The 25,333-nt window shown below is 67.0% G+C and carries 22 protein-coding genes and 1 tRNA gene; 14 read left to right on the forward strand and 9 right to left on the reverse strand.

From position 1 onward, the window contains the following. The first annotated feature begins 14 nt into the window (after positions 1–14). The gene (locus tag DR843_RS12420) at positions 15–1,658 is read left to right on the forward strand and encodes a dolichyl-phosphate-mannose--protein mannosyltransferase (protein ID WP_245934115.1); all 1,644 of its coding nucleotides are present in this window, start codon (positions 15–17) and stop codon (positions 1,656–1,658) included. Between the two features lie 24 nt (positions 1,659–1,682). Here DR843_RS12420 and DR843_RS12425 read toward each other — a convergent pair whose 3' ends face one another. Beyond that, positions 1,683–3,164, reverse strand: coding sequence for a PH domain-containing protein (locus DR843_RS12425; protein WP_109686271.1), 1,482 nt, complete (start codon positions 3,162–3,164; stop codon positions 1,683–1,685). Further along, positions 3,164–3,646, reverse strand: coding sequence for a PH domain-containing protein (locus tag DR843_RS12430; protein ID WP_109686272.1), 483 nt, complete (start codon positions 3,644–3,646; stop codon positions 3,164–3,166). Before DR843_RS12430 ends, DR843_RS12425 begins: the two co-directional genes overlap by 1 nt. An 82-nt stretch (positions 3,647–3,728) precedes the next feature. Here DR843_RS12430 and DR843_RS12435 point away from each other — a divergent pair, with 82 nt between their 5' ends. From DR843_RS12435 to DR843_RS12460, 6 genes are all read left to right on the forward strand, one after another. After that, entirely contained in the window at positions 3,729–5,099 is a 1,371-nt protein-coding gene (locus DR843_RS12435; protein WP_245934116.1) for an FAD-binding oxidoreductase, read from the forward strand. A gap of 130 nt (positions 5,100–5,229) precedes the next feature. After that, the gene (sigK, locus tag DR843_RS12440; protein ID WP_109686276.1) at positions 5,230–5,790 is read left to right on the forward strand and encodes an ECF RNA polymerase sigma factor SigK; all 561 of its coding nucleotides are present in this window, start codon (positions 5,230–5,232) and stop codon (positions 5,788–5,790) included. Then, the gene (locus tag DR843_RS12445) at positions 5,787–6,458 is read left to right on the forward strand and encodes an anti-sigma factor (protein WP_109688915.1); all 672 of its coding nucleotides are present in this window, start codon (positions 5,787–5,789) and stop codon (positions 6,456–6,458) included. The genes sigK and DR843_RS12445 overlap by 4 nt, the downstream gene beginning before the upstream one ends. 78 nt (positions 6,459–6,536) lie before the next feature. Continuing rightward, positions 6,537–7,328 carry a hypothetical protein gene (locus tag DR843_RS12450; protein ID WP_245934117.1) on the forward strand — a complete coding sequence of 264 codons (792 nt, stop codon included), beginning with the start codon at positions 6,537–6,539 and terminating at the stop codon, positions 7,326–7,328. A 25-nt stretch (positions 7,329–7,353) separates the two neighbouring features. Next, positions 7,354–8,016, forward strand: coding sequence for a class F sortase (locus DR843_RS12455; protein WP_109686278.1), 663 nt, complete (start codon positions 7,354–7,356; stop codon positions 8,014–8,016). A gap of 18 nt (positions 8,017–8,034) precedes the next feature. Continuing rightward, positions 8,035–8,511 (forward strand): GNAT family N-acetyltransferase, encoded by a 477-nt coding sequence (locus DR843_RS12460; protein ID WP_109686280.1) that lies wholly within the window; start codon positions 8,035–8,037, stop codon positions 8,509–8,511. A gap of 22 nt (positions 8,512–8,533) precedes the next feature. On the opposite strand, the gene DR843_RS12465 is transcribed toward DR843_RS12460, so the two are convergent. Beyond that, complete coding sequence (locus tag DR843_RS12465) at positions 8,534–11,683, reverse strand: acetyl-CoA carboxylase family protein (RefSeq protein ID WP_211310237.1); 3,150 nt, start codon at positions 11,681–11,683, stop codon at positions 8,534–8,536. Positions 11,684–11,723: 40 nt separating this feature from the next. Between DR843_RS12465 and DR843_RS12470 the strand changes: the two genes are divergently transcribed. The 4 genes from DR843_RS12470 (at position 11,724) to DR843_RS12485 (ending at position 15,848) form a co-directional block, all read left to right on the forward strand. Continuing rightward, complete coding sequence (locus DR843_RS12470) at positions 11,724–12,362, forward strand: TetR/AcrR family transcriptional regulator (RefSeq protein WP_170119859.1); 639 nt, start codon at positions 11,724–11,726, stop codon at positions 12,360–12,362. Further along, the gene (locus DR843_RS12475) at positions 12,359–14,080 is read left to right on the forward strand and encodes an AMP-binding protein (RefSeq protein WP_109686284.1); all 1,722 of its coding nucleotides are present in this window, start codon (positions 12,359–12,361) and stop codon (positions 14,078–14,080) included. The genes DR843_RS12470 and DR843_RS12475 overlap by 4 nt, the downstream gene beginning before the upstream one ends. Before the next feature lie 49 nt (positions 14,081–14,129). After that, positions 14,130–14,555 (forward strand): organic hydroperoxide resistance protein, encoded by a 426-nt coding sequence (locus DR843_RS12480; protein WP_109686286.1) that lies wholly within the window; start codon positions 14,130–14,132, stop codon positions 14,553–14,555. Between the two features lie 75 nt (positions 14,556–14,630). Continuing rightward, positions 14,631–15,848, forward strand: a complete 1,218-nt coding sequence (locus DR843_RS12485) for a hypothetical protein (protein ID WP_109686287.1) — start codon at positions 14,631–14,633, stop codon at positions 15,846–15,848. Between the two features lie 24 nt (positions 15,849–15,872). Here DR843_RS12485 and DR843_RS12490 read toward each other — a convergent pair whose 3' ends face one another. Beyond that, complete coding sequence (locus tag DR843_RS12490) at positions 15,873–16,163, reverse strand: alpha/beta fold hydrolase (RefSeq protein WP_281268896.1); 291 nt, start codon at positions 16,161–16,163, stop codon at positions 15,873–15,875. An 81-nt stretch (positions 16,164–16,244) separates the two neighbouring features. Here DR843_RS12490 and DR843_RS12495 point away from each other — a divergent pair, with 81 nt between their 5' ends. Together DR843_RS12495 and DR843_RS12500 are read left to right on the forward strand one after the other, a co-directional pair. After that, on the forward strand, positions 16,245–16,667 hold the full coding sequence (locus DR843_RS12495; RefSeq protein ID WP_146202569.1) for a helix-turn-helix domain-containing protein: 423 nt from the start codon (positions 16,245–16,247) through the stop codon (positions 16,665–16,667). A 170-nt stretch (positions 16,668–16,837) separates the two neighbouring features. After that, the gene (locus tag DR843_RS12500) at positions 16,838–19,234 is read left to right on the forward strand and encodes an ATP-dependent nuclease (protein WP_109686294.1); all 2,397 of its coding nucleotides are present in this window, start codon (positions 16,838–16,840) and stop codon (positions 19,232–19,234) included. Positions 19,235–19,323: 89 nt separating this feature from the next. On the opposite strand, the gene DR843_RS12505 is transcribed toward DR843_RS12500, so the two are convergent. The 4 genes from DR843_RS12505 to DR843_RS12520 form a co-directional block, all read right to left on the reverse strand. Beyond that, positions 19,324–20,199 carry a S8 family serine peptidase gene (locus DR843_RS12505; RefSeq protein WP_211310239.1) on the reverse strand — a complete coding sequence of 292 codons (876 nt, stop codon included), beginning with the start codon at positions 20,197–20,199 and terminating at the stop codon, positions 19,324–19,326. A 17-nt stretch (positions 20,200–20,216) separates the two neighbouring features. Continuing rightward, positions 20,217–21,206 carry an IS481 family transposase gene (locus DR843_RS12510; protein WP_109683852.1) on the reverse strand — a complete coding sequence of 330 codons (990 nt, stop codon included), beginning with the start codon at positions 21,204–21,206 and terminating at the stop codon, positions 20,217–20,219. Between the two features lie 63 nt (positions 21,207–21,269). Further along, entirely contained in the window at positions 21,270–22,814 is a 1,545-nt protein-coding gene (locus DR843_RS12515) for a S8 family peptidase (protein WP_211310240.1), read from the reverse strand. 161 nt (positions 22,815–22,975) lie between these two features. Then, positions 22,976–23,974: an AAA family ATPase gene (locus tag DR843_RS12520; RefSeq protein WP_109686295.1), complete on the reverse strand. Its 999-nt coding sequence runs from the start codon at positions 23,972–23,974 to the stop codon at positions 22,976–22,978. 703 nt (positions 23,975–24,677) lie between these two features. Between DR843_RS12520 and DR843_RS12530 the strand changes: the two genes are divergently transcribed. Continuing rightward, entirely contained in the window at positions 24,678–25,160 is a 483-nt protein-coding gene (locus DR843_RS12530) for a hypothetical protein (RefSeq protein WP_174888831.1), read from the forward strand. A gap of 45 nt (positions 25,161–25,205) precedes the next feature. Here the strand turns inward: DR843_RS12530 and DR843_RS12535 are convergent. Further along, positions 25,206–25,281: transfer RNA gene (locus DR843_RS12535), tRNA-Ala, on the reverse strand. Between the last annotated feature and the right edge of the window lie 52 nt (positions 25,282–25,333).

Below are 25,333 nucleotides of genomic sequence, written 5' to 3' on the forward strand. Positions count from 1 at the left end.
TTACCCTGTCGCGGGTGAGCTCCACGACCCTTGACGCACCTGCGCCCCCGGTCCAGGACTCACCCCTCCCGCTGCGCTACCAGTTGCGTCGCCGCCTGCTGGGCCGACCCCGCACCGCCCGGGAGAAGCTGTGGGCCTGGCTCGGCCCGGCCCTGGTCGCGCTCATCGGCGGCATCCTGCGGTTCTGGGACCTCGGCCGACCGCACCAGCTGATCTTCGACGAGACGTACTACGTCAAAGAGGGTTGGTCGCTGATCCAGTACGGCATCGAGCGGCAACAGAACATCTTCGGCACCCAGAGCGACAACCTCTTCACGATGGGCAGCCCGCAGGTCTACGGCAGCCAGGCCGACTTCGTGGTGCACCCGCCCTTCGGTAAATGGGTCATCGGTTTCTTCGAGTGGATCTTCGGGATCGACTCATCGTTCGGATGGCGGGTCGGGGTGGCGCTGGCCGGGACCATCGCGATCTACCTGATCGGCCGGTGCGCATGGCACCTGTTCCGATCGCCGTTGCTGGCGACGCTGGCCTCGATCCTGCTGTGTTTCGAGGGCACCGCGTTCGTGATGTCGCGGGTGTCGATCCTCGACGGACTGGTGATGTTCTGGCCCCTGGCGGCGTTTGCGGCGCTGTTGGCCGACCGGGACCGCAGCCGGCGGATCCTGGCCGACAAGGTGGCCGCGGTCCGCGACGCGGGGCAGTCGGTGTCCGCGCTGGGCCCGTGGCTGGGTTGGCGGCCGTGGCGCTGGGTCGCCGCCGTGTGCCTCGGCCTGGGCATGGCGACCAAGTGGTCGGATGGGTTCTACCTGGCGATTTTCGGGTTGATGACGGTGTGGTGGGACCTGGGTGCGCGCCGTGCGGTCGGCGCTCGCAACTGGATCGCCGGAACCTTCCTCAAAGACGCGCTGCCGGCGATGGTCAAACTGGTCGGTGTCAGCGTGCTGACCTATCTGTTGTGCTGGATCGGCTGGTTCCGCAGCGACAACGGATACGACCGGACCTGGGCGGTGGCCAATCCGGCGGACAAGGACAGCGGATTCTCGCCGGACAGTTCTCTGTTCGCCTGGCTGCCGGACTCGCTGCGCAGCCTGTGGCAGTACCACATCGAGATGTACAACTCGGCCAAGAGCATCACCGCGGCGCACCCGTACATGTCCAACCCCTGGTCGTGGATCCTGCAGACCCGCCCGACGTCGTTCTTCTACGAATCCCCGGGTAAGGACGCCGGCTGCACCGTCGACCAGTGCTCCAAGGCAATCACCTCGCTCGGCAATCCGCTGATCTGGTGGTTCGGCGCGATCGCCCTGATCATCTGCATCTTCTACTGGCTCTTCGGGCGCGACTGGCGGGCCGGTGCGATCGTCGGCGGTGTGATGGCCGGCTGGTTGCCGTGGTTCAGTTACCAGGACCGCACCATCTTCACGTTCTACTCGGTGGTCTTCGTGCCCTACATCGTGTTGGCGTGCGTGTTCGTCCTCGGCCTGGTCCTCGGCGCACCCGATGCGTCCGTACGTCGAGTGCGGGCCGGGCGGATCGCCGTCGGGTCGTTCACGGTGTTGACCGTTGCGCTCTTCGTGTTCTTCTGGCCGATCTGGACTGCCCAGGTGATCCCCTACACGCACTGGCAGGCCCGGATGTGGCTGCCGAGCTGGATCTGAGTCGCCCAGCCCGCGGTCGAGACCTCACGCGTTGCGTGCGGCGGCCAGCAACTCATCGGCCAGCTCGGTCGCGCGCTGCGAGCTGACGTCGAGCACCGTGTATCCCTGGTCGCCGGCCGCGGTGGCCAGTTCGACAGTGGCGACCCCTTGCCGGCGTTGGAAGATCGAGCGGCGTACCACCACCGCGACGGTGCCGTCGGTGCGGACCACGTGTGTCGCCCCACCGAGGCCACCGGTCCGGCTGATCAGGTAGTCCCCGGCGATCGCGTGCCCGAGACGACGCGCACGGTCCCACGCGAGAAGGGCAGCCGCGGGCAGCAGGATGGGCGCGGCGTACGCCACCCACCGCGGCAGCGGACCCCACGTGCCGGCCAGCACCAACCCGAGCGCCACCACGAGGCTCGGCCACAACGCCCGGGTGTAACGCCGACGGGTGGCGACCGGGCCGTGCGGGGCGATCGGGTGGGCCAACACCGTGGGGTCGATGACATCGCAGGCCAGGGCCAGGACCACCGGCAACGGCGACGGCGGCGACAACAGGTCGGCCTCGCCACGGGAGCGGTCCTCATCGTGCCGGCCGTGCAGACCGGTCGTGATCGCACTGAGCCGGGCGCCGCCCACCCAGCGCAACGGAACCGGCTGGTTGATCGTGACCCCGCGGATGCGGCGGGTGTCCAACGAGGTCGACCGCGTCGTCAGCAGTCCCCGCGTGACGTGCCAGGTGTGGCCGACCTCGTCGGCAGTGAGGCGGAACCCGTAGAACGCCAGCAGATAGCCGGCCATCGCCAGCACCGCCGCAAGCGCCACGATCGCCGCCGCCGCAAGCAGCACGGCCAGCGGCAGGACCAGCCCGCGCACCCACGTGATGGCGTCGTGGATCTGGGCGTTGCTGCTCGGGTTGAGGTGCAGGTCGTTGACGACCCGGAACACGAATCCGGCCAGCACCAGGACGATGACCATGTTCGAGGGGTTGAACGGCGCGAACCGCACCCAGGAGGGATTCCACGTCAGCAACACCCGCTCACCCAGCGGCGGTGCGACGTCCTCGGACGTGCCTGCTCCGGTCTGCAGCGCCGGGTCTCGGTGCAGCAACTCCGCCCGCAGCGCGGCCGCCTGGGCGGTGGTCAGCCCGTCGAGCACGAGGTCGTTCTCACCGGCGCCGGTGCCGATCCGCACCTTCGCCAGGGCCAGGACCCGGTGCAACGGCGAGGCCATGACGTCGACGCTGCGCACCCGGTCGATCGGCGTCGTGAGCAGCTGTTTGGTGAAGACGCCGTGCTGCAACTCGACCCGGTCGGTCGTGAACCGGTAGCGCGTGGTCCACCAGCGCAAGAAGCCGATCAGCACGAAGACCACCGTGACGATCAGCGCCCACCACCAGGGATCGTCGGTCGTGCTGCCGAAGACGGCCGCCGCAAGCAGGGCGGGCACGAAACGGCCGACCTCTTTGAAGGGGTGGACCAGCAGCATCCGCGCAGAGAGCCGTCGCCAGTCGTCTGCGGCCATCAGGTCGCGTCCCGGTGATCCGCCGCGCTGATCGCCGTCAGATCGGAGACCAACTGGGTCGCCACCTCGTGCTCGAGGGCCGGGATGTGCAACGCGCCCTTCGACGACGCCGTCGTCACGGTGACCGTGCTCAGCCCGAACCACCGCATCAGCGGTCCGCGCTCGGTGTCGACCGTCTGCACCCGACTGATCGGAGCAACCCGCAATTCGCTGACCCACCAACCGATTTGGGTCGACACCGCCTCCTGGTTGACGTCCCATCGATGGACGGCGTACCGCCAGCGTGGCATCACCAACACCTCGACCACGGCCACGACGACGACCACGAACCACATCAGGACAACGAGCGCCGTGGGCGGACGCACGAAGATCTGGACGACGACCGCGATGGCCAGGAGCACCACCGCGACCAGGCCGCCGCGCAGCCGCCAGTAGGCCGGCGCCCGGGCTGACACCCGGCGTTCTGGTTGCGGCAGTTGCATGACCTCACCCAACCATCTGCGTGCGGCGGGGTTAGGTTGCAAGGGTCCGTGTCGTCGTACGTCGATGTGCGAAGGAGCCCTCGTGCCCTCCCCTGAGCCCGCCCAGCTGGCCGCGGCCCTGCCCACCGGCCGATTGCTCACCGATCCCGCCAAGATGGCGCCCTACCGCTGGGACCGGGCGCTGGATCCCGATGCGGGTACGCCGATCGCGGTGTTGTGCGCGAAAACCACCGCCGACGTGCAGGCCGGGGTGCGCTGGGCCGCGCAGCACGGTATCCCGGTGATCCCCCGCGGCGCGGGGTCCGGACTGTCCGGCGGCTCCAGCGCGATCGACGGTTGCCTGATGATCACCGTCGATGAGATGACGGCGATCGAGATCGACCCGCTGACCCGGATGGCCACGGTCGAACCGGGCGCGCTGAACGCACACGTCAAGCAGGCGGCCGCCGCGCACGGCCTGTGGTATCCGCCGGATCCGAGCTCGTTCGAGTTCTGCTCCATCGGCGGCAACGTGGCCACCAACGCCGGCGGTCTGTGTTGTGTGAAGTACGGCGTGACCACCGATTACGTGCTGGGGATGACCGTCGTGCTGGCGGACGGCAGCGTCGTCGAACTCGGCGGTCCACGTCTGAAGGACGTCGCCGGTCTGTCCCTGACCAAACTCTTCATCGGCTCCGAAGGCACCCTCGGCATCATCACCAAGGTGCTGCTGCGCCTGGTCCCGGCGCAGCGGCCCCCGGCCACCCTGGTCGCGACCTTCGCCCGGCTGGATGACGCCACGCAGACCGTCGTCGACATCACCAGCGCGATGCGGCCCTCGATGCTGGAGTTCATGGACAAGCCGACGATCAACGCGGTCGAGGATGTCACCAAGATGGGGCTGGACCGGGACGCCGAAGCGATGTTGATCGTGCAGTCCGACGAGCCGGCCGGCCACGCCGCAGTGGAGATCGCCCAGATCACCGCGATCTGCGAGAAGAACAGCGCCACAGAGGTTTTCGACACCGATGATGTCGAGACCGGTGAGCAGTTCGTCGTCGCTCGCCGGATGGCGATCCCGGCCGTCGAGCGCAAGGGTTCGCTGCTGCTGGAGGACGTCGGCGTGCCGGTCCCCCGGCTGGGTGACCTGGTGCGCGGTATCGCGCAGATCGCGCAGCGCCGGGACATCCTGATCGCGGTGCTGGCGCACGCGGGCGACGGCAACACCCACCCGCTGCTGGTCTTCGACCCCTCAGATGCGGGTCAGTCCGAACGCGCCCACACGGCGTACGGCGAAGTCATGGATCTGGCGATCGGCCTGGGCGGCACCATCACCGGTGAGCACGGCGTCGGCCGGTTGAAGAAGCCGTGGCTGGGCGACTATCTGGGTCCGGACGTCCTCGCCCTCAACCAGCGGATCAAGAAGGCCCTGGATCCCGCAGGGATCATGAACCCCGGCGCGATGCTGGATTAGGTGGCTCGGGACCCGGGGGATCATCCGGTGCCCCGGTCGGCTCCGAATCACTGGTATGACGATCGATGTCACGCTGACGACCGGCTTTGGGGTGTCGGCCAGAAGCGCGGCGCCTGCGACGATACGCCCGATGCACACCGCCCACTCCGACCCGCTGGAGGAGCTGCTCACCGCCGTAGCGCGTGGTGACGAGGCCGCCTTCGCCCGGTTGTACGACGCCGTCAGTGCGCGCGTTTTCGGCCTGGTCCTGCGTGTCGTGGCGGATCAGACGCTGGCCGAGGAGGTCACCCAGGAGACCTTTCTGGACGTCTGGCGCCGGGCGGGCAGCTTCGATGGGGCCAAGGGTTCGGCGCTGTCGTGGATCTTCACGATCGCCCACCGCCGCTCGGTGGACCGGGTGCGCTCGGTGGTGGCGGCACGCCGGCGGGACACGGCGTACGGCGTGCAGCACCTGGATCGCGACTTCGACAGCACGGTCGATGAGGTGACCGGACGACTGGACGCCGAGCGGGTGCGCGGCGCGATGGGCAGAATGACCCACGTGCAGCGACAAGCGGTGGAGTTGGCGTACTTCGGCGGATTGAGCCACGCCCAGGTCGCCGCCGAACTCGGCATTGCGCTGGGCACCGCGAAGTCCCGGATCCGCGAGGGATTGCTCTGCCTACGGGGCGTACTGGGCGGTGAGGCATGAGCGAGCACATCGAGGCCGTGGACTACGTCATGGACGCCCTGGATCCCGCCGAGCGGTCCGCGGCGGAGCAGCATCTCGCCACGTGCGCCGAGTGCCGTGGCGAAGTGGCACAGTTCCAGGAGTTGACCGCCGCGCTGGGCAAGTCAGTCCCGCCGGTCGACCCCCCGGCCCGCCTGCGGGACAACGTCCTGGCGCAGGTGTCGACCACACCGCAGGACAACGTGCGGACGTTGTCCCCCCGGCGCCGCGGCCGCTGGCTCGCGGCGGCGGCAGCGGCCGTCGTCCTCGCCGGTGGCGCCACGACGGTTGCGTTGTGGCCGCAAACACCGACGACCATCTCGGCAGTGCAACAGGTCGAATCTGCTGCCGACGCGACGACCTTCACGGCGCCGCTGGGCGACGGAACGATGCGCATCGTCGCCTCGAAGTCGTTGAACCGCAGCGTGATTCGTCTCTCCGACGTGTCTGATCTCCCGTCCGGGAAGGTCTACCAGGCGTGGATGATCGCCGACAACCGGCCGGTCAGCGCCGGAGTGGTCACACCCGGTCAGGACACCGTCATGAAGGGCTCACCCAACGCGGCCACGGGTGCGGCGGTGACGGTGGAGCCGGCGGGCGGTTCACAGGAACCGACGACCACGCCGGTTTCCTCGGTCTCCTTCGGGTAGACCCATCCGGCGGAGCCCGGGCGCCGAACTCCTGATGTCCACCGCAGCCGCGGCGGGCACTTCAGGAAGGAAGCAGTCATGGCATCTCGCACCCTCGCACTTTCTGCGGCGGCCAGCATGGTCGCTCTGCCGGCGATCGCCCTCCCCGCGATCGCGCTGGCACCAGCAGCGCACGCCTCGGCACCCGCCCACTCCGGCACCACCCACCTGTGGGCGAAACTCAACCAACTCAACGACAGCGGCGCCACGGGCACCGTGACCGCATCGCTGACCGGCGACCAGTTGAGCATCAAGATCGTGTCGCACGGTCTGTTGGCCGGCGCTCCGCACGCCCAGCACCTGCACATCGGTGGGAGCAGCACCTGCCCCAGCAACGACACCAAGGGCACCGGCGTCGACGGCCACTTGCGGGTCGCCGATGCGATGGAGGACTACGGCATGATCGCGGTGTCCCTGACGACCTCCGGGGACACCTCACCCAAGAGCGGCCTGGCTGTCACCCGCTTCCCGGTCGGCTCCACGACCTACTCCCGCACCATCACCGTCTCGGATGCCACGGCCGCGTCGATCCGGGCCGGCAAGGGTGTCGTGGTCCAGCACGGCGTCGATTACAACGGCGACGGCAAATACTCCGGCAGCTCCAAGTCCGAGCTGGACCCGTCCCTGCCCGAGGAGGCGACCGACCCGGCGAACTGCGGACGCCTCGAGGTCAGCCAGATGAGCGGCATGCCGACGGGCGGGGTGCAGACCGGCGCCGGAACCGTCGACGACGCCTCAGTGGTCGCTCTCGGCGCGGCCGGGACGTCGCTGGCTGCTGCGGTGGGCTTCGGCCTGGTGGCGCTGCGCCGCCGCGCGACCAATCACATCTGAGCGACCGCTACTGACGGAGGAACCCGTGTCTCGCAGCGCGACGCGCACCGAAGTCCGATGGGTCATCGCCGTGTTCCTTGCGGTGCTGACGGCCAGCGTGTGCGCCGCCTGGGGGCTGACCCACCGTTACGAGGCTCCGACACCTCCTGACGAGGCCGTGGCCGCAGCGCCTGGAGTAGCCCGCACCCCGGTGCCGGCCGCGCCTTCGGTGACACGCGGCGTACGTCCGGCGGACAACCCGGCGCCGCGGCCGCACCGGGTGAGCATTCCCGCCATCGGTGTGTCGCTGGAATTGATCGCCCTCGGTCTCCAGCCCGACGGCACGCTGGCCGTGCCGTCGGGCGAGAACGAGCTCAAAGGGGCGTGGTTCACAGGGTCCCCGGCGCCGGGTTCGATCGGACCGGCGGTGATCGAAGCACACGTCACGACTGCCACCGGCAAGGGCCCGTTCTTCCGGCTGGCGAGCCTGACCGCCGGTGATGCGGCGACCGTGCAACTGGCCGACGGTCGCTCCGTGACTTTCAGGGTCTACCGGGTGGCGCGCTACCCGAAGGACGCGTTCCCGACCGGTGAGGTCTACGGCAACACCGCGGGCCCGGAGTTGCGGCTCATCACCTGCGGTGGCGAATTCGACCGTTCTACAGGGCATTTCGACGACAACACCGTGGTCTATGCCCGGCTGACCTGAGCGACATAGGCTGATGGCATGCAGTTGGTTCCTACCCGGGTCGACGACGAGGTCGCCCAACAGTTACTCGATGACTACTTCACCAGCCGCGAGCTCGGCTTCGTGACCCACGCCGAGGGTTACCGCCGGACCAATCCGGAGCCGGCAGCCTTCACTCCGCCGGACGGTTTGTTCGTGGTGGTCCGCAACGACCGGGGCCAGCCGGTCGGCTGTGGCGGCGTACGTCGCGTGGCGGACTACCTGCGCGAGCCCACCTTCGAGGTCAAGCACCTGTGGGTGGAGCCGGACCAGCGGGGCCGGGGCATCAGTCGCACCTTGATGACCGGCCTGGAGGCGGCAGCGATCGAGTACGGCGCTCACTGGCTCGTGCTGGACACCAACGACACGCTCACCGCGGCCCAGCAGCTCTACCGCAGCAGCGGCTTCGTGGAGATCGACGCCTACAACGACAACCCGAACGCGACGCACTGGTACGCCAAGCGGGTCCACCACTGAGCTGTGGTGGACTCCCCCGCGGCTAACCGCGCAGGGTCTGGATCCACCGGCGGGTGTCGGCGGGGTCGATCACGTCGTCCAGTTCGAAGACCGTGGCTGCGACCATCGCTTTGCCCTGGGCGTACGCGGCCGCGACCAACCGGTCGTACTCCTCCTGGCGTTGCTGCGGATCCTCGATCGCGCCCAGTTCCTTGCGGTAACCCAACCGGACGGCTCCCTCCAGGCCCATCGGTCCCATCTCCCCCGTCGGCCACGCGATGGTGAACTGGGGCGCCCGGAACGAGCCGCCGGCCATCGCCATCGCGCCCAGTCCGTAGGCCTTGCGCAGGATCACCGTGCCCATGGGCACGCGCAGCGCCGCGGTGTCCGCAAACAGCCGCCCGAACCGGGTCACCGTCGCGTCCTTCTCCGCGTCCGGGCCGACCATGAAACCCGGCGTGTCACAGAAGGTCACGATCGGCAGCCCGTGCGCGTCGCAGACCCGCAGGAAGTCACGCAGTTTGTCGGCACCGGGCGCATCGATGGCGCCGCCGAGGTGACGGCAGTCGTTGGCGACGATGCCGTACGCCGCGCCGGCCACCCGGCCCAGCCCCGTCCGGATCCCGGGGGCGTAGTCGGCTCGTAGTTCCAGGAAGGACCCCTCGTCCAAGACCCCCGCCAGCGCCCTGTGCACGTCGTAGGAACGCATCCGGTCCTGCGGCACGGCGTGCCGCGCGAGGCGGCTATCGGGCGCCGCCCAGTCCTTCGAATCACCCTGGAAATAGGACAGATACGTGCGAGCGACGCGGACCGCGTCGGCGTCGTCTTCGGCGACGACGTGCACCACCCCGTTACGGCGCTGGACCTCGACCGGGCCGACGTCCGCAGCGCGCACGACACCCAGACCGCCGCCCTCGATCATTGCCGGACCACCCATGCCGATACTCGCCTCGGGGGTCGCGATCACGACGTCGCACACGCCCAGCAGGGCGGCATTGCCGGCGAAGCAGTTGCCGGAGACGACACCGACCAGCGGCACGACTCCGGACAGCGCACCCATCGCGCGGAAGGTTCCGACGTCCAATCCGGTGATGCCCGAAACGTCGGTGTCGCCCGGGCGGCCTCCACCGCCCTCGGTGAAGAAGACCACCGGCAGTCGCTTCTGGTGGGCCAACTCGAGCATCCGGTCGGTCTTGGCGTGGTTGCGCACCCCCTGGGTCCCGGCCAGCACGGTGTAGTCGTAGGACAACACCACGGCCGCCTGCCCGTTGATCAGCGCGGTCCCGCAGACCAGTCCGTCCGCTGGCGTGTTCGCGATCAGATCCTGCTCGCCACGCCGGGCCCGTTGCGCCGCGATGGCCAGGCCGCCGTACTCGACGAACGAGCCGTCGTCGACCAGGTCGGCGATGTTCTCCCGGGCCGTACGTCGACCCTTGGCGTGCCAGCGTGCGATCGCTTCGGGGCGGGCGTCGTCCCGTAGTCGGGCCTGCCGGTCTCGCACGACCTCCAGATCGTCCCGACGCGTGTCCAGGTCGACCTCGGCGCGGTCACCGTCGGCAGCGCTGTCACCCGCCGGTTCGACCACGAGCAACGCCTGACCGGCCTCGACTTGCTCGTCGAGGGCCACCAGATGTCGCACCACGCGCACCGGCCCCTCGTGGGTCAGGGGGTGGGCCATCTTCATCGCCTCGACGACGGCCAGATCGCTGCCGGCCGGGCGGTCCCCACCGACCATCGCCAGCGCGGCCACCACACCCGGCATCACCGAGTGGATCGCGAACTGGCCGGGCTCCAGCGCGTCGAGCGTCAGGTGCTCGCCGGGCTCGGTCTCGGCGGCGTCCGCCGCGACGGCTGACCAGGTGTCCTCCAGCCAGGACGTGCCCAGACGCCCGTCGGTGAGCTCATCGGTGGCGACAATCGACTGCAGCACAGCGATGTTGGTCCCAACCCCGACCAGGTCGGTCTCGGCGAGCGCCTGCTGCAACCGACGTTGTGCGACGACGCCGGTCGGCCCGGAGCAGATAACCTTCGCCAGCAGGGAGTCGTAGCGCGGGCTGTGCCGCAACCCGGCGTACGCGCTGGTGTCGACGCGGACACCGGGGCCACCTGGCCACTGCACCGACCGGATCGTGCCGGAGGTCGCGCGTACCTCACCCTCCGGCGTCACGGTCTCGGCGTTCAACCGCGCCTGGATCGCCATTCCCCGGACCTCGGTGCGCAACACCTCGTGCTCCAGCAGGTCGGCGATCCTCGCACCCTGCGCCAACTCGATCTGTGCGGCCACCAGATCGCTGCCGGTGACCTCCTCGGTGACGGTGTGCTCGACCTGCAGGCGGGGATTGACTTCCAGGAAGTACGCCGCGTCACCCGCCACGAGGAACTCCACCGTGGCGACGCCCCGGTAGCCGACGCTCTCGGCGAGACGCTGCGCACCCTCGGCCATCCGATCGCGCAGCGCAGCAGGCAGGTTCGGTGCCGGCGCCATCTCGACCACTTTCTGATGGCGCCGCTGGATCGAGCAGTCCCGGTCGGCCAGGCTCAGCGCCGATCGACCATCGGCGACCACCTGCACCTCGATGTGCCGGGCGCCGGTGACCAAGGCTTCGGCGTAGATGCGGCCGTCGCCGAATCCGGCTTCGGCTTCAGCCGCGCAGCGCTGCATCTGCTCGGCGACCTGATCGGGATCGGTGACCTGGCGGATGCCCCGGCCACCACCACCAGCAACTGCCTTGATCATCACGCCGGCCGGGTGGTCGGCCAACAGGTCTCGCACCTGATCCGGCGTGGGGTCGATCCCGGTGCCCGGCGTCAGCTCCAGCCCGGCTGCGATCGCGGCGGCCCGAGCCCTCGTCTTGTCACCGAAGAGCTCCAACGTTGATGCCTCCGGGCCGACGAAGACCAAGCCTGAGCTCGTGCACACACGGGCGAATTGCGCGTTCTCCGAACCGAATCCGTAGCCCGGGTGCACAAGTGCGCCCTCGGGTGCGGCCGCGACGATCGCGGCGAAGTCCAGGTAGGCCGCTGGCCCGCTCCCTGGCAGTGCCACCGCCTCGTCGGCTAGGCGCACGCCCATGGTCTCGGCCTCGTCCGCCGCGTGGACGATCACCGTCCGATGGCCTAGTTCTCGAGCAGAACGAATGATTCGCACCGCGATCTCACCACGATTGGCCACCACGACAGTCACACACGCCATGCTCATTGACATTGACGTCAATGTCAATCACGATGACCAGGTGAGCGATGGCAACCGTTGGGCGGTGCGCGATGCCCGCGAGCGCAGCCATACCCAACGCCACCAACAGTTGCTCGCCGCCGCTGAGCAGGTGTTCGCCGAGCGTGGCTACGACGAGGCAACCATGGCCGACATCACCACGGCTGCGGGAGTTTCGCGGGCCACGGCCTACGTCTACTTCTCCTCCAAGGAGGCTGTCTTACGGGCGTTGGCCCAAGAGGTCGTCGCCGACTTCATCGCCGCGCAGGAGGTGCCCCCGGGGGATCCGTGGGACGTGCTCACCCAGACCTGCCGCCGCACCGCGCAATCCCTGTGGGCCCATGGCCCGCTGCTGGAGATCATCACCGAGCGGTCCCGTCGCGACGATGAGATCCGCGCACTGCACGACGAGTTGTGGCACCGGCCGGTGCGCCGCTTCGTGCGCTACCTCGAGCGGGAGCGTGCCGCCGGCACGATCGACCCGGTGGGGCCCAGCGGCATCGTCGCGGAGTTCATCTCCTCCACGCTGCGCACGGGTGCCCTGGAACGACGTACCCAATCGCGTTCCGCCCAAACCAGATTCGTGGACTCGGTCATCGATGTCGGCGCCACCCTCATCGGCATCGATCCACCCTCTCGCAACCACCAGGAGCATCCATGACAGCAAGGTCGCTGCCGCGCAGCTATGAGACCGCCGTCGACGAGATCCGCGCACTGCAGGCGGCGAACTGGCCCGCGCAGGTGCCGCAGGATCCGACCGGTCTGCCCGGCCTCGTCGGGATCACCGACTACGTGTGGCACTGGGCGCAACAGACCCCGGACGCACCGGCGGTGTCGTTCTACGGAATCACCTGGGACTACCGCACGCTGGCCGATCAGGCGTTGCGTTGGGCGGGTTGGTTGCAGGCCGCGGGCGTCGAGCCGGGCGCGCGGGTCGGCATTCTCGCCGGCAACTGCCCGCAGTTCACCGCGATCATGCTCGGCACCCTGGCGGCGGGGTGCGTCCATGTCCCGATCAACCCGATGTTCCGGGAGCATGAGCTCACCCATGAACTCACCGACGCCGGGGTCAGCGTGCTGGTCGCCGAGGAACCGCTGCTGCCCCTGGTCCGCTCAGTGCTGGACCGCACCGCGGTACGCCGAGTCCTGCGTCTGGCGCCCAGCGCACCGTTGGTCGCGGGCGGAGTGCCGCTACCCGACGTACTGGCTGCTCCGATCGAGGATGCTGCAGAGCCGGAATGGCATGCGGCCGTTGCGGGTTCGGTGCCCGCCAGCCCGCAGCCTGCCGAGGCGGACGCCCTGGCGGCCCTGAACTACACCGGCGGTACCACCGGCATGCCCAAGGGCTGTGAGCACACCCAGGGCGACATGGTCTACACCGCCGTCACGATCACCGCTGCCCAAGGTCAACGGGTCGGGCAGGAACGGTCGGCCAGCATCATCTTCGTACCAATCTTCTGGATCGCCGGCGAAGACTTCGGCATCCTCGCGCCGCTGGTCAACGGCGGCCAGGTGCACCTCCTGCGGCGCTGGGACGTGTCGCTGGTACTGGAACTGATCGAGCGCGAGCACGCGACGACCATGCTCGGCACGGTCGACAACTACGTCGAGTTGCTCGAGCAGGCGGCCGGACGTGACCTGTCGTCGCTGCACACGGCGCTGGCCATGTCCTTCGTGCTCAAACTGACCCCGCAGATCCGCCAGCAGTGGCGGGAGGTGACGGGCCACGTGATCCGGGAAGCGTCGTACGGGATGACGGAGACGCACACCGGCGACACGATCACCCTCGGGTTCCAGGACGAGGATCGCGACCTGACCGCCGAACCGGTCTTCTGCGGACTGCCGGTGCCAGGAACCGACATCCTGATCGTCGACGACGAACTGGCTCCGGTGCCCGTGGGCAGCGCAGGACAGATCATCGTGCGCAGCCCCTCGTTGCTGAAGGGCTACTACGGCCGGCCGGACGACACCGCCGCGGCGCTCCACGACGGGTGGCTGCACACCGGCGATACCGGACGGTTGGACGAGTGGGGCGCGCTGCACTATCTGGGCCGCAACAAGGAAATGATCAAGGTCAACGGGATGAGCGTCTTCCCCTCGGAGGTGGAGGCCATCCTGCGGCTTCATCCGCAGGTGGCGACGCTGGCTGTCGTGCCGATGCCGGACCCGGACCGCGGACAGCGTCCGCTCGCGTTCGTCGAACTGCTGCCGGAGGCGTCGGTGACCGCCGCCGACCTCACCGAATGGGCCCGGGAGAACATGGCGCCCTACAAGGTGCCGGTCGTAGAGGTGGTCAGCGGTCTGCCGATGACGGCAACGGGCAAGGTCAAGAAGGGCGACCTGTTCGAGCGCGCCCGGGAGCGGGCCGAACGGCCCTGACCTCAGGTGTCATGATCGAGGTGACCCCACCCGATCACGAGGAGTTCCCATGGACACCCTGGCCAAGACGTTCTACACCGCTTCCGCCACCTCGACCGGGGACGGCCGCAGCGGGCACGTGCGCAGCAGCGACGGGGTCCTCGACCTGGACCTGCTGCCGCCGGCCGAACACAGCACGCACACCAACCCCGAGCAGCTGTTCGCGGCCGGCTACTCCGCGTGCTTCCACTCCGCGCTGAAGGGCAACGCCAAGCGGTTGGGTTTGGATGTCACCGACTCGGCGGTCACGGCCGATGTGTCGCTGGGCCAGATCGAGGAGAACCGCTTCGGCCTGGCGGTCACGTTGCACATCGAACTCGGCGGCCTCAGCCAGGAGGACGCCGACCGGCTGGCCGAGGCCGCCCACCAGGGATGCCCGTACTCCAACGCAACCCGGGGAAACATCGAGGTCACGTTGGACGTTCAGGTCGGCTGAGTCCCTCGCAACCACTGTCGCCGCCGGCGTCCGGCCGTCAGACTGGGGGCAATCGGCGGCAGCGAGGAGCACCCCATGACCGACACCCCCAAAGCGGCGGCGACACCGACCGAGGTGCTGGTGGACCTGCTGAAGTCACTGCCGGACGCACAGACCAAACCGTTGGCGGGCGCCACGACCCTCAAAGACGGCGCCGGATACCCCGGCGAGCTGGTCGCGCTCTCCCAGCTCAACGACGCCGTGTCCTCCGTCGTGACCGCGCTGCGCGACCTCAAGGTGAGCCAAGTGCTGGTCGTGGAGGACCGCGCGCTGTTGGACTCGGACGCGCCGTACCTAACACTGACCCGCCAATTCGAGGCAGCGGGCGCACAACTGACCGACGCCACGCAGCTCGTCGAGGAGTTCGAGTCGCCCAGCGGCGAGGTGCGCTCCAAGTCCATCGGGACCGGCGCGGCGCAGATCGCCCTCACCGGCCTGGGCGCGGCGCCCAAGGTGGTCGGCGAATTCGCTGATGTCGTCGGACTGTTCCGGACCAGCTACACCGTCGCGGCGCGGACCGTCAGCGCAACCGGCACCCCGTTGGTCGCCGAGGTGGCCAAGGCCGTGACCCGCAACCTGCCCGGGGTCGCGCTGCGCGTGGACGCCTTCACCGCGACGCCCGACCCCCAGGATTCCGCACTGATGCAACAGTGGGTTCAGCTGCAGACCGCCCGCGACGAGCTCGCCCGGGCGACCGTGTCGCTGCAGGCGCGCACTGCCGCGCTCACCGCGGCGCACGATCGGCTGGAAGGCGACCGATCGACGTACGTCGCGGCGGTGGTCGACGCCGTGAAGGCCGGGCGCCCCGTGGACGCCGCGCAGGCCCTGGTGGCCGACGTCGACGAGAAGTTGGTCGCCGCCGGGCCTGAGGCGCAGCGGGCCAAGGCCGTGCTGGACTACGCGCAGGACACGCTCACGAGCGTGGGCACGCTGCTGACCACCGCCGTGACGGCGCCACCGGGTGGTCGCGCGCCGTTGCAGGCCGCCATCGCCCGCGAACCGTTGCACACGGCCGCCGGGCACGTGCTGTTCGTGTCGCTGGACTCGATCGGTGCCGACGTGATCACCCCGGCCAGTCAGTTGGCCAAGAGCGATTTCGCGCGGTACGCCGGTGGGTTGCAGGTCAGCTGGATGGTGTACGACGTGGCGCGCCGAGCCGTCGTCGCCGCCAATGTCAAGCGGCAGTTGGGCGTCGCGACGCTGGACCTGTCCAGTGGCCGAGTCACGATCAACGCGAGCACCGAACTGGTCTGACCCCCGGGCTCACGCGGCCACACCTCAACCGGCGTGGGCCTGCGAGCCCAGGAATCCGGCCACCACCGGCGCAAGGTCCGATGCGCTGGTGATCAGGCCAAGGTGGCCGTCGTCGAACAGATGCAGCTGGGAGTGCGGAATGGCCCGGCGCATGAGGCGGGCGTTGGCGACCGGGATGATCGGGTCATCCGTCCCGGACAGGATCAGCGTCGGCTGCCGGATCAGGGGCAGCATCGGCAGACTGGCCCGACAGCGAGATGACGGCCATCGACCCCCTGGGCCGCAACCTGCACACCAACTGGGATCCGGGACCAGAAGCCTGACCGGTTCGGCGCATGGTCACCGGTGTCTCTCATGTGGTGGAAGTTTCGAGAGTACGTTCCAACCCTGCCCCCGGTGGCAAAGTCCCTGGTCAGGGGGCTGTTGGCAGGAGCATGGGTCGGGCGGGGGCCGCAATCTGTCGCATCCGGGCCGGTTCCGGGGACTCGGCAGGCGCAGAAGCGGCTCGATGCGCCCTCGGTCGACACGCTGGTGGACGGCTACCTGAGTGGTCAGACGGTGTACGAGCTGGCCGACGAGTTCGGGATCGAACGCCGCACCGTGAGCGCGCACCTGCACCGGCGAGGCGTCCCGATGCGACGACGTGGCCTGTCGCTCCCGCAAAAGGAGGAAGCGTTCACGCTGCGGGACCGTGGCTGGTCGTTGGCTCAGATCGGTGCGCGGTTCGACAGACGTCTCGGCGGGGGCAGTACGCAATCACTTGGCGTCGACGGCACGATGAACACCGTCGCAGGCGCTCGACGCCCCGGCTCGGCGTAGCCCCTACATGAGTCGGAGGGTGGCCACTTGCTACGAGGAAGCTGCGATCATCCGAAGTTGTAGGCGCCTCGTCAGGCGAGGCTCGGGTGTTGTCGAAGCGTCAGGTGCCGTTCGCCTGCGTGTGTCGGCGACCACATCTAGCATGTCCCCCGGAGAGAACGGGAGTCCGCGTGCGAATCGAAACGATGTACATCAGGTTCTATAAGTCGTTCAACTACGACTACCTGCGCAAGAGCGACAGCCGGGCGGTGCCTGATCCGTGGGACGTCGTCGACGATCACGACCCCCGCTTTTTCCCGTTTGTCCAGATCTCCCTCGAACGAGAGATCAGCACGGTGGTCGGAGCGAACGAGTCAGGTAAAAGTCAAGTCATCGCCGCAGTGAAGTGCCTTCTGACCGGTGAGGGTATCGAGCGGCGAGACTTCTGCCGCTACTCCGAGCTGTTGGTCGTCGACAAGGAGATGGCAGTACCAGAGTTCGGGGGCGAGTTCGGGAGTCTGACTGAGGAGGAACGAGATGTCATCCGCGGGCTTCTTGGCGCTGACGCGGGTAATCCGCTTGACTCTTTCTGGATGTTCCGCGCCAACAAGCGAGTCACCATCTATGGCCGGCAGGCCGCCTCAGGTGCGGCGGAACCTGTGTGGCTCACCAAGACCCTGACAGATGCGCAGATCAAGAAGATCACGCTTCCTACCTTTTTCGAGATTCACGCAGATGTTCCGCTTCCTAGCAGTGTCCCTCTTGAGTACCTGACGGCCGCGAAGACGAAGAAGACTGCGTTCTCACGCGAGGGTCGCCTGGGGTTCTTCCGCACGCTATTCGACGACACGAAGATCTTCGAGACGACTGACGCGCTGACCGAGGCGGCTGAGAAGGTCGTGACGACCTATGCCTCCTACGCCGGTGTCACAGACGACGACCTGCGGGCGCGACTCGAGTTGGCCGAGAAGCTACTGTTCGATGTGGGGCAGATCGACAAGTCGTCGTTCGTAGAACTTCAGAAAGCCGTCGAGGCGGGCTCGGGAGCAGAGGGTTGGGCAAACGGTCTGGTTCGTAAGATGAACGCGCAACTGGCCGATGCCCTCAACTTCCCCAAGTGGTGGTCGCAAGACGCGGAGTTTTCGGTCTACCTCACGCTGCGTGACTTCGATCTCATCTTCACCGTGCGGGACCGAACGGGCCAGGAGTATTCGTTCGGCGAGAGATCGAGCGGGATGAGCTACTTCCTTTCCTACTTCGTCCGCTATCGATCGCATGTCCCATCGGGCAACCAAGAGATTCTCCTGATGGACGAGCCTGACACCTTTCTGTCCATGCAAGGCCAGCAGGATCTACTGCGCATCTTCGCTGACTTCGCGGCACCGGAAGACCCAGGCGTCGCACCAATTCAAGTTCTGTACGTTACCCACTCGCCGTTCCTCATCGACAAGAACCACGGAGAGCGCATCCGGGTGCTGGAGAAGGGAGAGGGCGATGAGGGAAGCCGGGTCGTCGAGAATGCAGCCAAAAACCACTACGAGCCCCTCCGGTCAGCCTTCGGTGCATTCGTTGCCGAAACCACGTTCATTGGCAACTGCAATCTGATGCTTGAGGGCCAGGCCGACCAGGTGCTCCTCGCCGGCCTCAGTTCGCTCGCGCGGCGGCTTGGCACGAAGAACACGACGCTCGACCTGAACACATTGACCCTCGTTCCGGCCGGCGGCGCAGAGCACATCCCGTACATGGTCTATCTCGCACGGGGTCGCGATGTGGACAAGCCTGCCGTGACCGTTCTCCTCGATTCTGACGACGAGGGGAACCGCCAGGCTGCTGAGCTGCGTCGGGGGTACCGTGACAAGCGTCTGGTCGACGACGCGTTCATCATCCAGGTCGGTGACCTTGACGCAGACAAGTTGACGACGGACGTCGGGACACCCGTCGAAATCGAGGATCTGATACCTGCCGAGGTGCTTCGACTGGCGGTCGTTCGCTTCGCCCGAGAGGTACTGAGCCAAGCGGACGCCGACCATATAGCCGAACATCTCACAACAATCGAGCCTCAAAGCAGCGAGAAGCTTTTCAAAGCGGCGGAGCGGGCGGCTCAGACCGCGAGTCCGAACCAGGACCGTCCTCTGAGTCTGGACAAGGTCGGCGTGGCAAGAGCCGTCCTTCACGTTGCCGAGAAGGACGTCAGTCCTGAACTTCGCGACCGCACGCTCGCGAACTTCACAGAGCTCTTCCGTCTTCTCGACCGCGCGCAACGCGCCGCCACACGCAAGAAGGCGAACGACCTGACGACCCGGAACCTCAAAGACCTGCGTACTCGATTCGCGCGGGATCACCCCACGACCGCAACGCGTCGGCAGGTTGAGGAACTGTTGGATAACATGCTCGACCAGCTCCGAGAGAACAACGCTGAATCTGACAAGGTACGAGACACGATCCGAGGCATTCGCGCGGACTTCAAGCTGGATGTCGACCCGATAACGCCGGTCGAGAAGTTCGACGCACTCAAGCAAGCGTTAGCCGAGATCGTCTATCGTCCGGTCCTGGATGTTCAGGAGGCTGCTCCCTCAGCCGTTGGCTGACCCGACTCAAGTCTGAAAAAATCTAGGGAACGACCCGCACCGTCGCAGACATGCCGATAGTCTTGATGCCGTGCGCTAGCAAGTCGCTCTTAGGTGGTGATCTCGACAGTTGCCTGGATTTGCTGCGACACGGGGGTCCATAGGTCGATGTTCACGTCCGGAGCTTCGATACTAATGACAAGGCAGTAGTCGACGCCCTTCTCGCTTTGGTCCCAGGCGCGACGGAATTGCCACCAGCCGGCGACCGGATAGACAGCTATAGCTCCTTTGCTGGCGAGGTCCACTGCTGGTCCGGTCCAGATGTCGGCATGCAAGGAGCCAGGCTTTTGCTGCTGGGCGGCGCCGAACAACCAGCCCTTCTCGGTTTTTGAGCTAGGGAGTCGTTGTCCTTCGACGCGGGCCCGCTTGTTGATGCGTTGCCGGAACCGGTTGACGTTTTCATCGGCTCGTTTGGTCGCGAATCGCAGGCCGTGCGACGGGTAGGCGTAGCGGCCAGTCCAGCCACGGCTCGACGGGTTTGGTTCCACGAAGTAGGACAGCGTGACCCGCATCGACACTTCCGTTTCGCCGAGGGACTCGAGTTCGTCGGTCGGCCACGGCAACTCGTGGAGGTTCATCTCGCGGACCTTGCTCGCGTTCTCGCTCTGCTCGAACGGGTGGATACGCCCTTCAGCCACGAGTGTCAGCGCGTCAGTCGCGCTGCGCAACGCTCGCTCCAGGCTGGGGACGCCCATCCCGTAGCGACGGAGCAAGTTCGCCAGATCACCCTTGTTCGCGTTGCGGTTCGCGAAGCGTGCGCGCATCGCGGGGGTCCACTGCGCGGAATGCACGATCAACGCGCGCACCGTTTCAGGCAGCAGGTTCGGGTACGCCGCGCTGATGCTCGCGGCGATGGCGGCGACCTGCGCGGTCGCAGCGGAGGTGGCGCTGGTGGTGGCGAAGAACCCGGACCCGAGTTGCGGCAACCGGGTGGTTAGTACGCCTAGGTGTAGTGCCCCGCCAGGTTGGGTACGCGGTCTGCGGGTGAGCCACCTTTGAGCGCGGTGTGTGCGCGGTGGTGATTGTAGATGTGCAGGAAGTCCTCGTACGCGGCGGCGCGTTCGGTCTCGCTGGTGTAGGGGCGGGCGTAGGCCCACTCCTCGGTCAGGGTCCGGTTGAACCGCTCGACTTTCCCGTTGGTTTTCGGGGTGTAGGGGCGGGTGCGTTTATGGGTGATCCCATGGTCCTGCAGCATGTTCCGGAATAGGTGGGAGCGGTAACAGGACCCGTTGTCGGTCATCACCCGGTCCGTGGTGATCCCGACCTGCGCGAAGTGCGCCACCGCCCGTTGCATGAACGCGGTCGCGGTCTCCTTCTTCTCATCGGCCAGGATCTCTGAGTAGGCGTACCGGGAGTGGTCATCGACCGCGTGGTGCAGGTAGGCATACCCCCGCCCACTGCTGGAGGTAGCACGGGAGTTAGCTTTCCCCGCAGCGCGGCCATGGACCCGGTGTCCACCCCCATCGGGGATGCGGCCCAGCTTCTTGATGTCCACGTGGACCAAATCACCCGGGGCGTCGCGTTCGTAGCGCACCACCTTTCGACGACCGGCCCGTACCGGGGCACCAGTGGCCGGGTCCGTCCAGGACAACCGAAGACACCGGTACCGGGTCAGGATGCGGTGCACCGTGGCCGGATTCATCCCCAGGTGGTAGGCGATCCGGGCCGGCCCCCACCGCCGCGAAACCCGTAACCCCAGGACTCGCCGTTCCCGGCGCCTACTGGTGCGGTGCGGACATGACTGGGGCCGGCTGGGACGATCGCACATCCCCGCCGCACCATGCTGGCGGTACCGGGCCGCCCAGCGGTGCGCGGTGGTGACCGAGACCCCGAACCGGTCTGCGGCCCGCCGCAACGGCCACCCATCGTCCACCACGCACCGCGCCAGGCGCAGGCGACCAGTCGCAGAAAGCGGGGCATTAGCGTGGACCATGAGGACCTCCGGGTTTGGGGATGTGTTTGCTTCGTCGCTTCACACCTCACCCGGAGGTCTTCCTCAAGTCACGCCGACAGGCCGAGAACCGTTCCTAACGTCCCGGGGCAGTACACCTAGGTTCGGTGGGGTGTCAGCAGTGGTCTTGTCCGGTGAGGCGGCGACGTTTCCACCGTCGGCTACGACTTCAGGCTTGAACGGCCAGTCCCCGCCGTGAAGGACGGAGGTTCGACTGACTGGCGACAACTCGCCCTGCGCGGCGATGGGCACGTAGCCGGCGAATGCCGTCGGCGCTTCGGCCATGTCGTCGTGCCGGGAGTATGCGCCCACCGTCAGCGAGTTCCACGATTGCGCAGGGTCTTCGACGGGTGACAGGTCGCTACGGTCGAGATGGTTGTCCGCGGGGTTGATCGTCCTAATGTTGCCTGCCGAAACGATGAACAGGCGTGGAGTGCGAGGTTCGTCGCGGTCGAGGTAGGTGAGTTTCGAGTCTGTGTCGTCGACCGCCCGCCCGAACGTCAAAGCGTCTACAGCGGCTGACCAGGACGTGGGTCGGCCACGCTTGGCATCACCGGTGGCCTGCGGCGGGTCGGCCTCAGCATTCGGTGCGGTGACCGCCAGCATAAATATGCGAGCCCGGCCGGGCGCTTCGATCTCGGGACGGTCGACCGCCCGGGCGGTGATCGCGCCGTAGAGATCACGGTAGTTCTGTCCGTGGTCAGGCAGGATCTTGACTGACTCCAGCCGGTGATCCAGCCGGACAGGGTGCGACGTTGTTACAGCCTGGTGCAGGTCCCCGTAGAGGGCGAGGCCGGCCATTTCTGTTCCGTGCGGGTTGACGGGCCGTTTCTGCCAGCCAGCGTCCACGACGTGCATGTCGGCCTCACTCAGCGAGTCAGCCAACAGTGGATGGCCGTCGTGAATGCCGGTGTCCAGAACACACACGACCGGGGAATCTGGACCAGCGGTCTGTAGCCGACGCCGCAGTTCTTCGACCCATTCTGCTTGCTCGGCAGGCGGAATGTCTGTCAGCAGGCTGGCGACGTCGTGCGGCCGGCGCAGCTCAGCCAGGTCGTCCAGAGAACTCAGCCCTTGAGCGAGTTGTTCTGCGGTCGCACGCACAAGCATGACCGTCCGGTCCTGGAAGCCAAGGTAGTGCCCGCTGGTGAGCAACTGGTTTCGCTCAGCAAACGCGCCAAGCCTTTCCTGCTCGCGTCCGTCGTGGCGTCGCAGCCATACCTCCCACCACACCACCGTGTCGGCATCGGAGGGGAACTCGCTGTCGGGATCGGTCCACAGCTCGCGGATGGTGGCGTGACGGATCGCCGCGATGCCCTCCACGAGGCTGGCGTTCTTGGCCTTGTTTTGGCTCGATGTCTCGACGTAATCGTTAAGCCGTTTGAGAAAATAGTCCCGCTTGCCATACGGGATGTAGACAGTGGCGATCTGTACCGTCGCCGTACCTGCTGTGGCGTCCTTGACCGCGACAAGTTCGGGTTGCTCCCCGCTGCGCTGGACATCGAGGCTCTGGAGAGCCAACTCCAGACCGGGGAAAGACTCAAAGGAAACATAGATGCCGGCGGTGTCGGTCTCGTCGCGCACGCTCACGGCCCGTTCGAACTCCCGGATGAGTGTTCGGCCGTGGCTCGCGCGGTCTCCGGTGAACTCCGGCTTGTCGCCACTCCCGCCGCCTTGCGTGGAGGTGAAAGGTTCCGCCTCTGGCGGGGCAGGCACGATCAGGTGCGGTCGGTCTCGCTCAGCCATGCCACCTACGCGTTTAGCCCGCGCGAGGCGTCGACCCTGGTTCGTTCCGCCAACGCGGCCACCAGGTCGTCTGTGCGGATGCGAGTCCTCCCGGCCAGCACTGTCCGTTTCGCTGCGTTCTCCGCTGCAGTAGCGATCTCGGCGTGGCTGAGGCCCTGCGCCGCGACGATGACTCGTTTCCAGCTCAAGTTGCTGGTCGAGAACGATGCGAGCCGATTCTCAATCACGGCCTGGATGCTCTTCTCATCGGGAAAAGCGAAATCCATCACTGTGTCGAACCTGCGAAACAGTGCGTTGTCGAGCAGTCCGGGATGGTTGGTCGCCGCGACGATCACACTGTCCGAGGCGTCTTCTTCCAGAAACTGCAGGAAGGAGTTCAGGACTCGGCGAATCTCGCCCACGTCGTTTGGCGCGGCCCTATCACCCGCGAGAGCGTCCACTTCATCGAACAAGTAGACCCCGCGCGTCTCCACCAGCGCGTCGAAAATGAGGCGCAACTTGGCTGCTGTCTCACCCATGAACTTGGTGATGATCGCGTCCAAACGGATCGCGAACAAGGGCAATCCTAATTCGCCAGCGATTACCCGGGCTGTGGAGGTCTTCCCAGTGCCCGGGGGGCCAACGAGCAACAGGCGACGGGCCGGTTGCAGACCATGTCGGGCAAGCTGGTCACGCTGGCGTTGTTCGAGGAGCACATGGCCGAGCCGGTCAGCGAGCTCGTCCGACAGTGCGAGGTCACTGAGATGGGCATCTGGGTAGGTGACGGTCAGCAGCGAGCCGAGCTCACCGCGCGGCTGGGTAACCGCGACGACAGAAGCGACCCGTGCAGTGGTGATTCCCTTCTGGCGAAGGTCATCGACGAGATCGCGCAACTCCTGAGCGAACTTGGCCTGGCCGGAACGGGCCGCCTTGGCTGCCACCTGCATGGCGACTGCGTAGAACTGGGGGTCGTCCCCGTCGGCATGACTAACTACGAGTGCTTTGAGCTGATCGTTCGTCGCCACGGACTGACCTCCCTTCGACCCCGCTCCAATCGGCCTGCGGGCTCCAAGCCGCGCGTCCCCAGACTATCTGGGGTCGAGCCGCCCGGCGTGATGCACCACCGTATCCGAGCCAATCAGCAAGGCCCCGTCGTCAGATGGGCTCTCTCCGACCAGAGCACTGTCCCGTCGCCGTATGTCTCGATACGCTGCCGCCCCCCGAACGCGCACCCGGGCCAGGACTATGAGGCTGACCGGTCCCATGATGAGTAACTTGAGCGCGTTCCAGATGAACAGGAGCACGAGGACGTGAGCCAGCCGGGGCTCCGTCGGAGATCAGGTTCGTGCAGACGCTCGCGGCGAGCAGGTACGGGACGGCGAGCAGCATGGCGGGTACGCCCCACTTCAGACCGCGGCGGGTTCGGATCGCGTCGAGCGCGATGTCGGTGGGCATGTAGCGCCGCAGGTAGTAGCGGGTGCGGACGCTAGCGGCCCATAGCAGTCAGATCATGGCACTGTCCTCTCATCGCACGGATGCTGAGCGAGACAGTGCGTCAGAGAGTGGCCGAAGCCGGCCTGCCCGTGAGGGCGCCATTGTGGAGGAGAAAGCTGCCTCGTCACTACTGTACGACTCGGCGGCGACACGAAGCAGATGTTCAGAGGGTCTGACCTGGCGCTTCTCGTCGGGCGGTGAGCTCTCACCCGAGGCCGCCGAGCCCTCACCGGCATGATCGAGGACATCTTCGACCGCATCGACGCTGAGTCCGAGACTCAGCGCCGCGATCTGACCCGGCAGAAGGAACGCCTCGAAGACGAACAACTCCGGCTCCTGCAAGCCCACTACGCCGACGCAATCAGCCTGCCCGTCCTCAAGAAGGAGCAGCACCGCATCGAAGGCATGCTCACCGACATCGACCAACGCCCGTCTGCCTACCGGGCTGGGCGCGAGGACGCCAAGCTCCGGCTACGCGCCTACCTGCACCTGGCGACCAACGCGCACGCGTTCTATCTCGCCTGCGACGACGCCCGCCGACGCCTGTGCAACCAGGCGTTCTTCACCAAGACCACGCTCAAAGAGAACCTTGACGTGACCTCGGAGTTCACCGGCATCTACGAGACCGTCCTCGACCCCACCAACCGACACCACACCGAGTTCTGGCAGCGCACCGGCCAACTCCACCCCGACATCAACCTGGAGCACAGCGAATAAACCCTGCCCCACGATCAGCGGGGCAGGGTTGGAACTTCGACCAAATGGTGGAGCTGAGGGGATTCGAACCCCTGGCCTTCTCATTGCGAACGAGACGCGCTACCAACTGCGCCACAGCCCCTTGAAGCGGAAGCAACCATAACACCGCCCCCGCCGCGGCTCCGAATCCGCCG

It is taken from the genome of Branchiibius hedensis, from assembly GCF_900108585.1.
In the GTDB taxonomy this organism is placed as follows: domain Bacteria; phylum Actinomycetota; class Actinomycetes; order Actinomycetales; family Dermatophilaceae; genus Branchiibius; species Branchiibius hedensis.

Bases quoted from the DNA above. Each gene is read 5' to 3' on its own strand.
- DR843_RS12425 (WP_109686271.1), bottom strand. From the start codon at position 3,164: ATGGCCGCAGACGACTGGCGACGGCTCTCTGCGCGGATGCTGCTGGTC.
- DR843_RS12430 (WP_109686272.1), bottom strand. From the start codon at position 3,646: ATGCAACTGCCGCAACCAGAACGCCGGGTGTCAGCCCGGGCGCCGGCC.
- sigK (WP_109686276.1), top strand. From the start codon at position 5,230: ATGCACACCGCCCACTCCGACCCGCTGGAGGAGCTGCTCACCGCCGTA.
- DR843_RS12445 (WP_109688915.1), top strand. From the start codon at position 5,787: ATGAGCGAGCACATCGAGGCCGTGGACTACGTCATGGACGCCCTGGAT.
- DR843_RS12450 (WP_245934117.1), top strand. From the start codon at position 6,537: ATGGCATCTCGCACCCTCGCACTTTCTGCGGCGGCCAGCATGGTCGCT.
- DR843_RS12460 (WP_109686280.1), top strand. From the start codon at position 8,035: ATGCAGTTGGTTCCTACCCGGGTCGACGACGAGGTCGCCCAACAGTTA.
- DR843_RS12465 (WP_211310237.1), bottom strand. From the start codon at position 11,683: ATGGCGTGTGTGACTGTCGTGGTGGCCAATCGTGGTGAGATCGCGGTG.
- DR843_RS12475 (WP_109686284.1), top strand. From the start codon at position 12,359: ATGACAGCAAGGTCGCTGCCGCGCAGCTATGAGACCGCCGTCGACGAG.
- DR843_RS12480 (WP_109686286.1), top strand. From the start codon at position 14,130: ATGGACACCCTGGCCAAGACGTTCTACACCGCTTCCGCCACCTCGACC.
- DR843_RS12485 (WP_109686287.1), top strand. From the start codon at position 14,631: ATGACCGACACCCCCAAAGCGGCGGCGACACCGACCGAGGTGCTGGTG.
- DR843_RS12510 (WP_109683852.1), bottom strand. From the start codon at position 21,206: ATGGTCCACGCTAATGCCCCGCTTTCTGCGACTGGTCGCCTGCGCCTG.
- DR843_RS12530 (WP_174888831.1), top strand. From the start codon at position 24,678: ATGATCGAGGACATCTTCGACCGCATCGACGCTGAGTCCGAGACTCAG.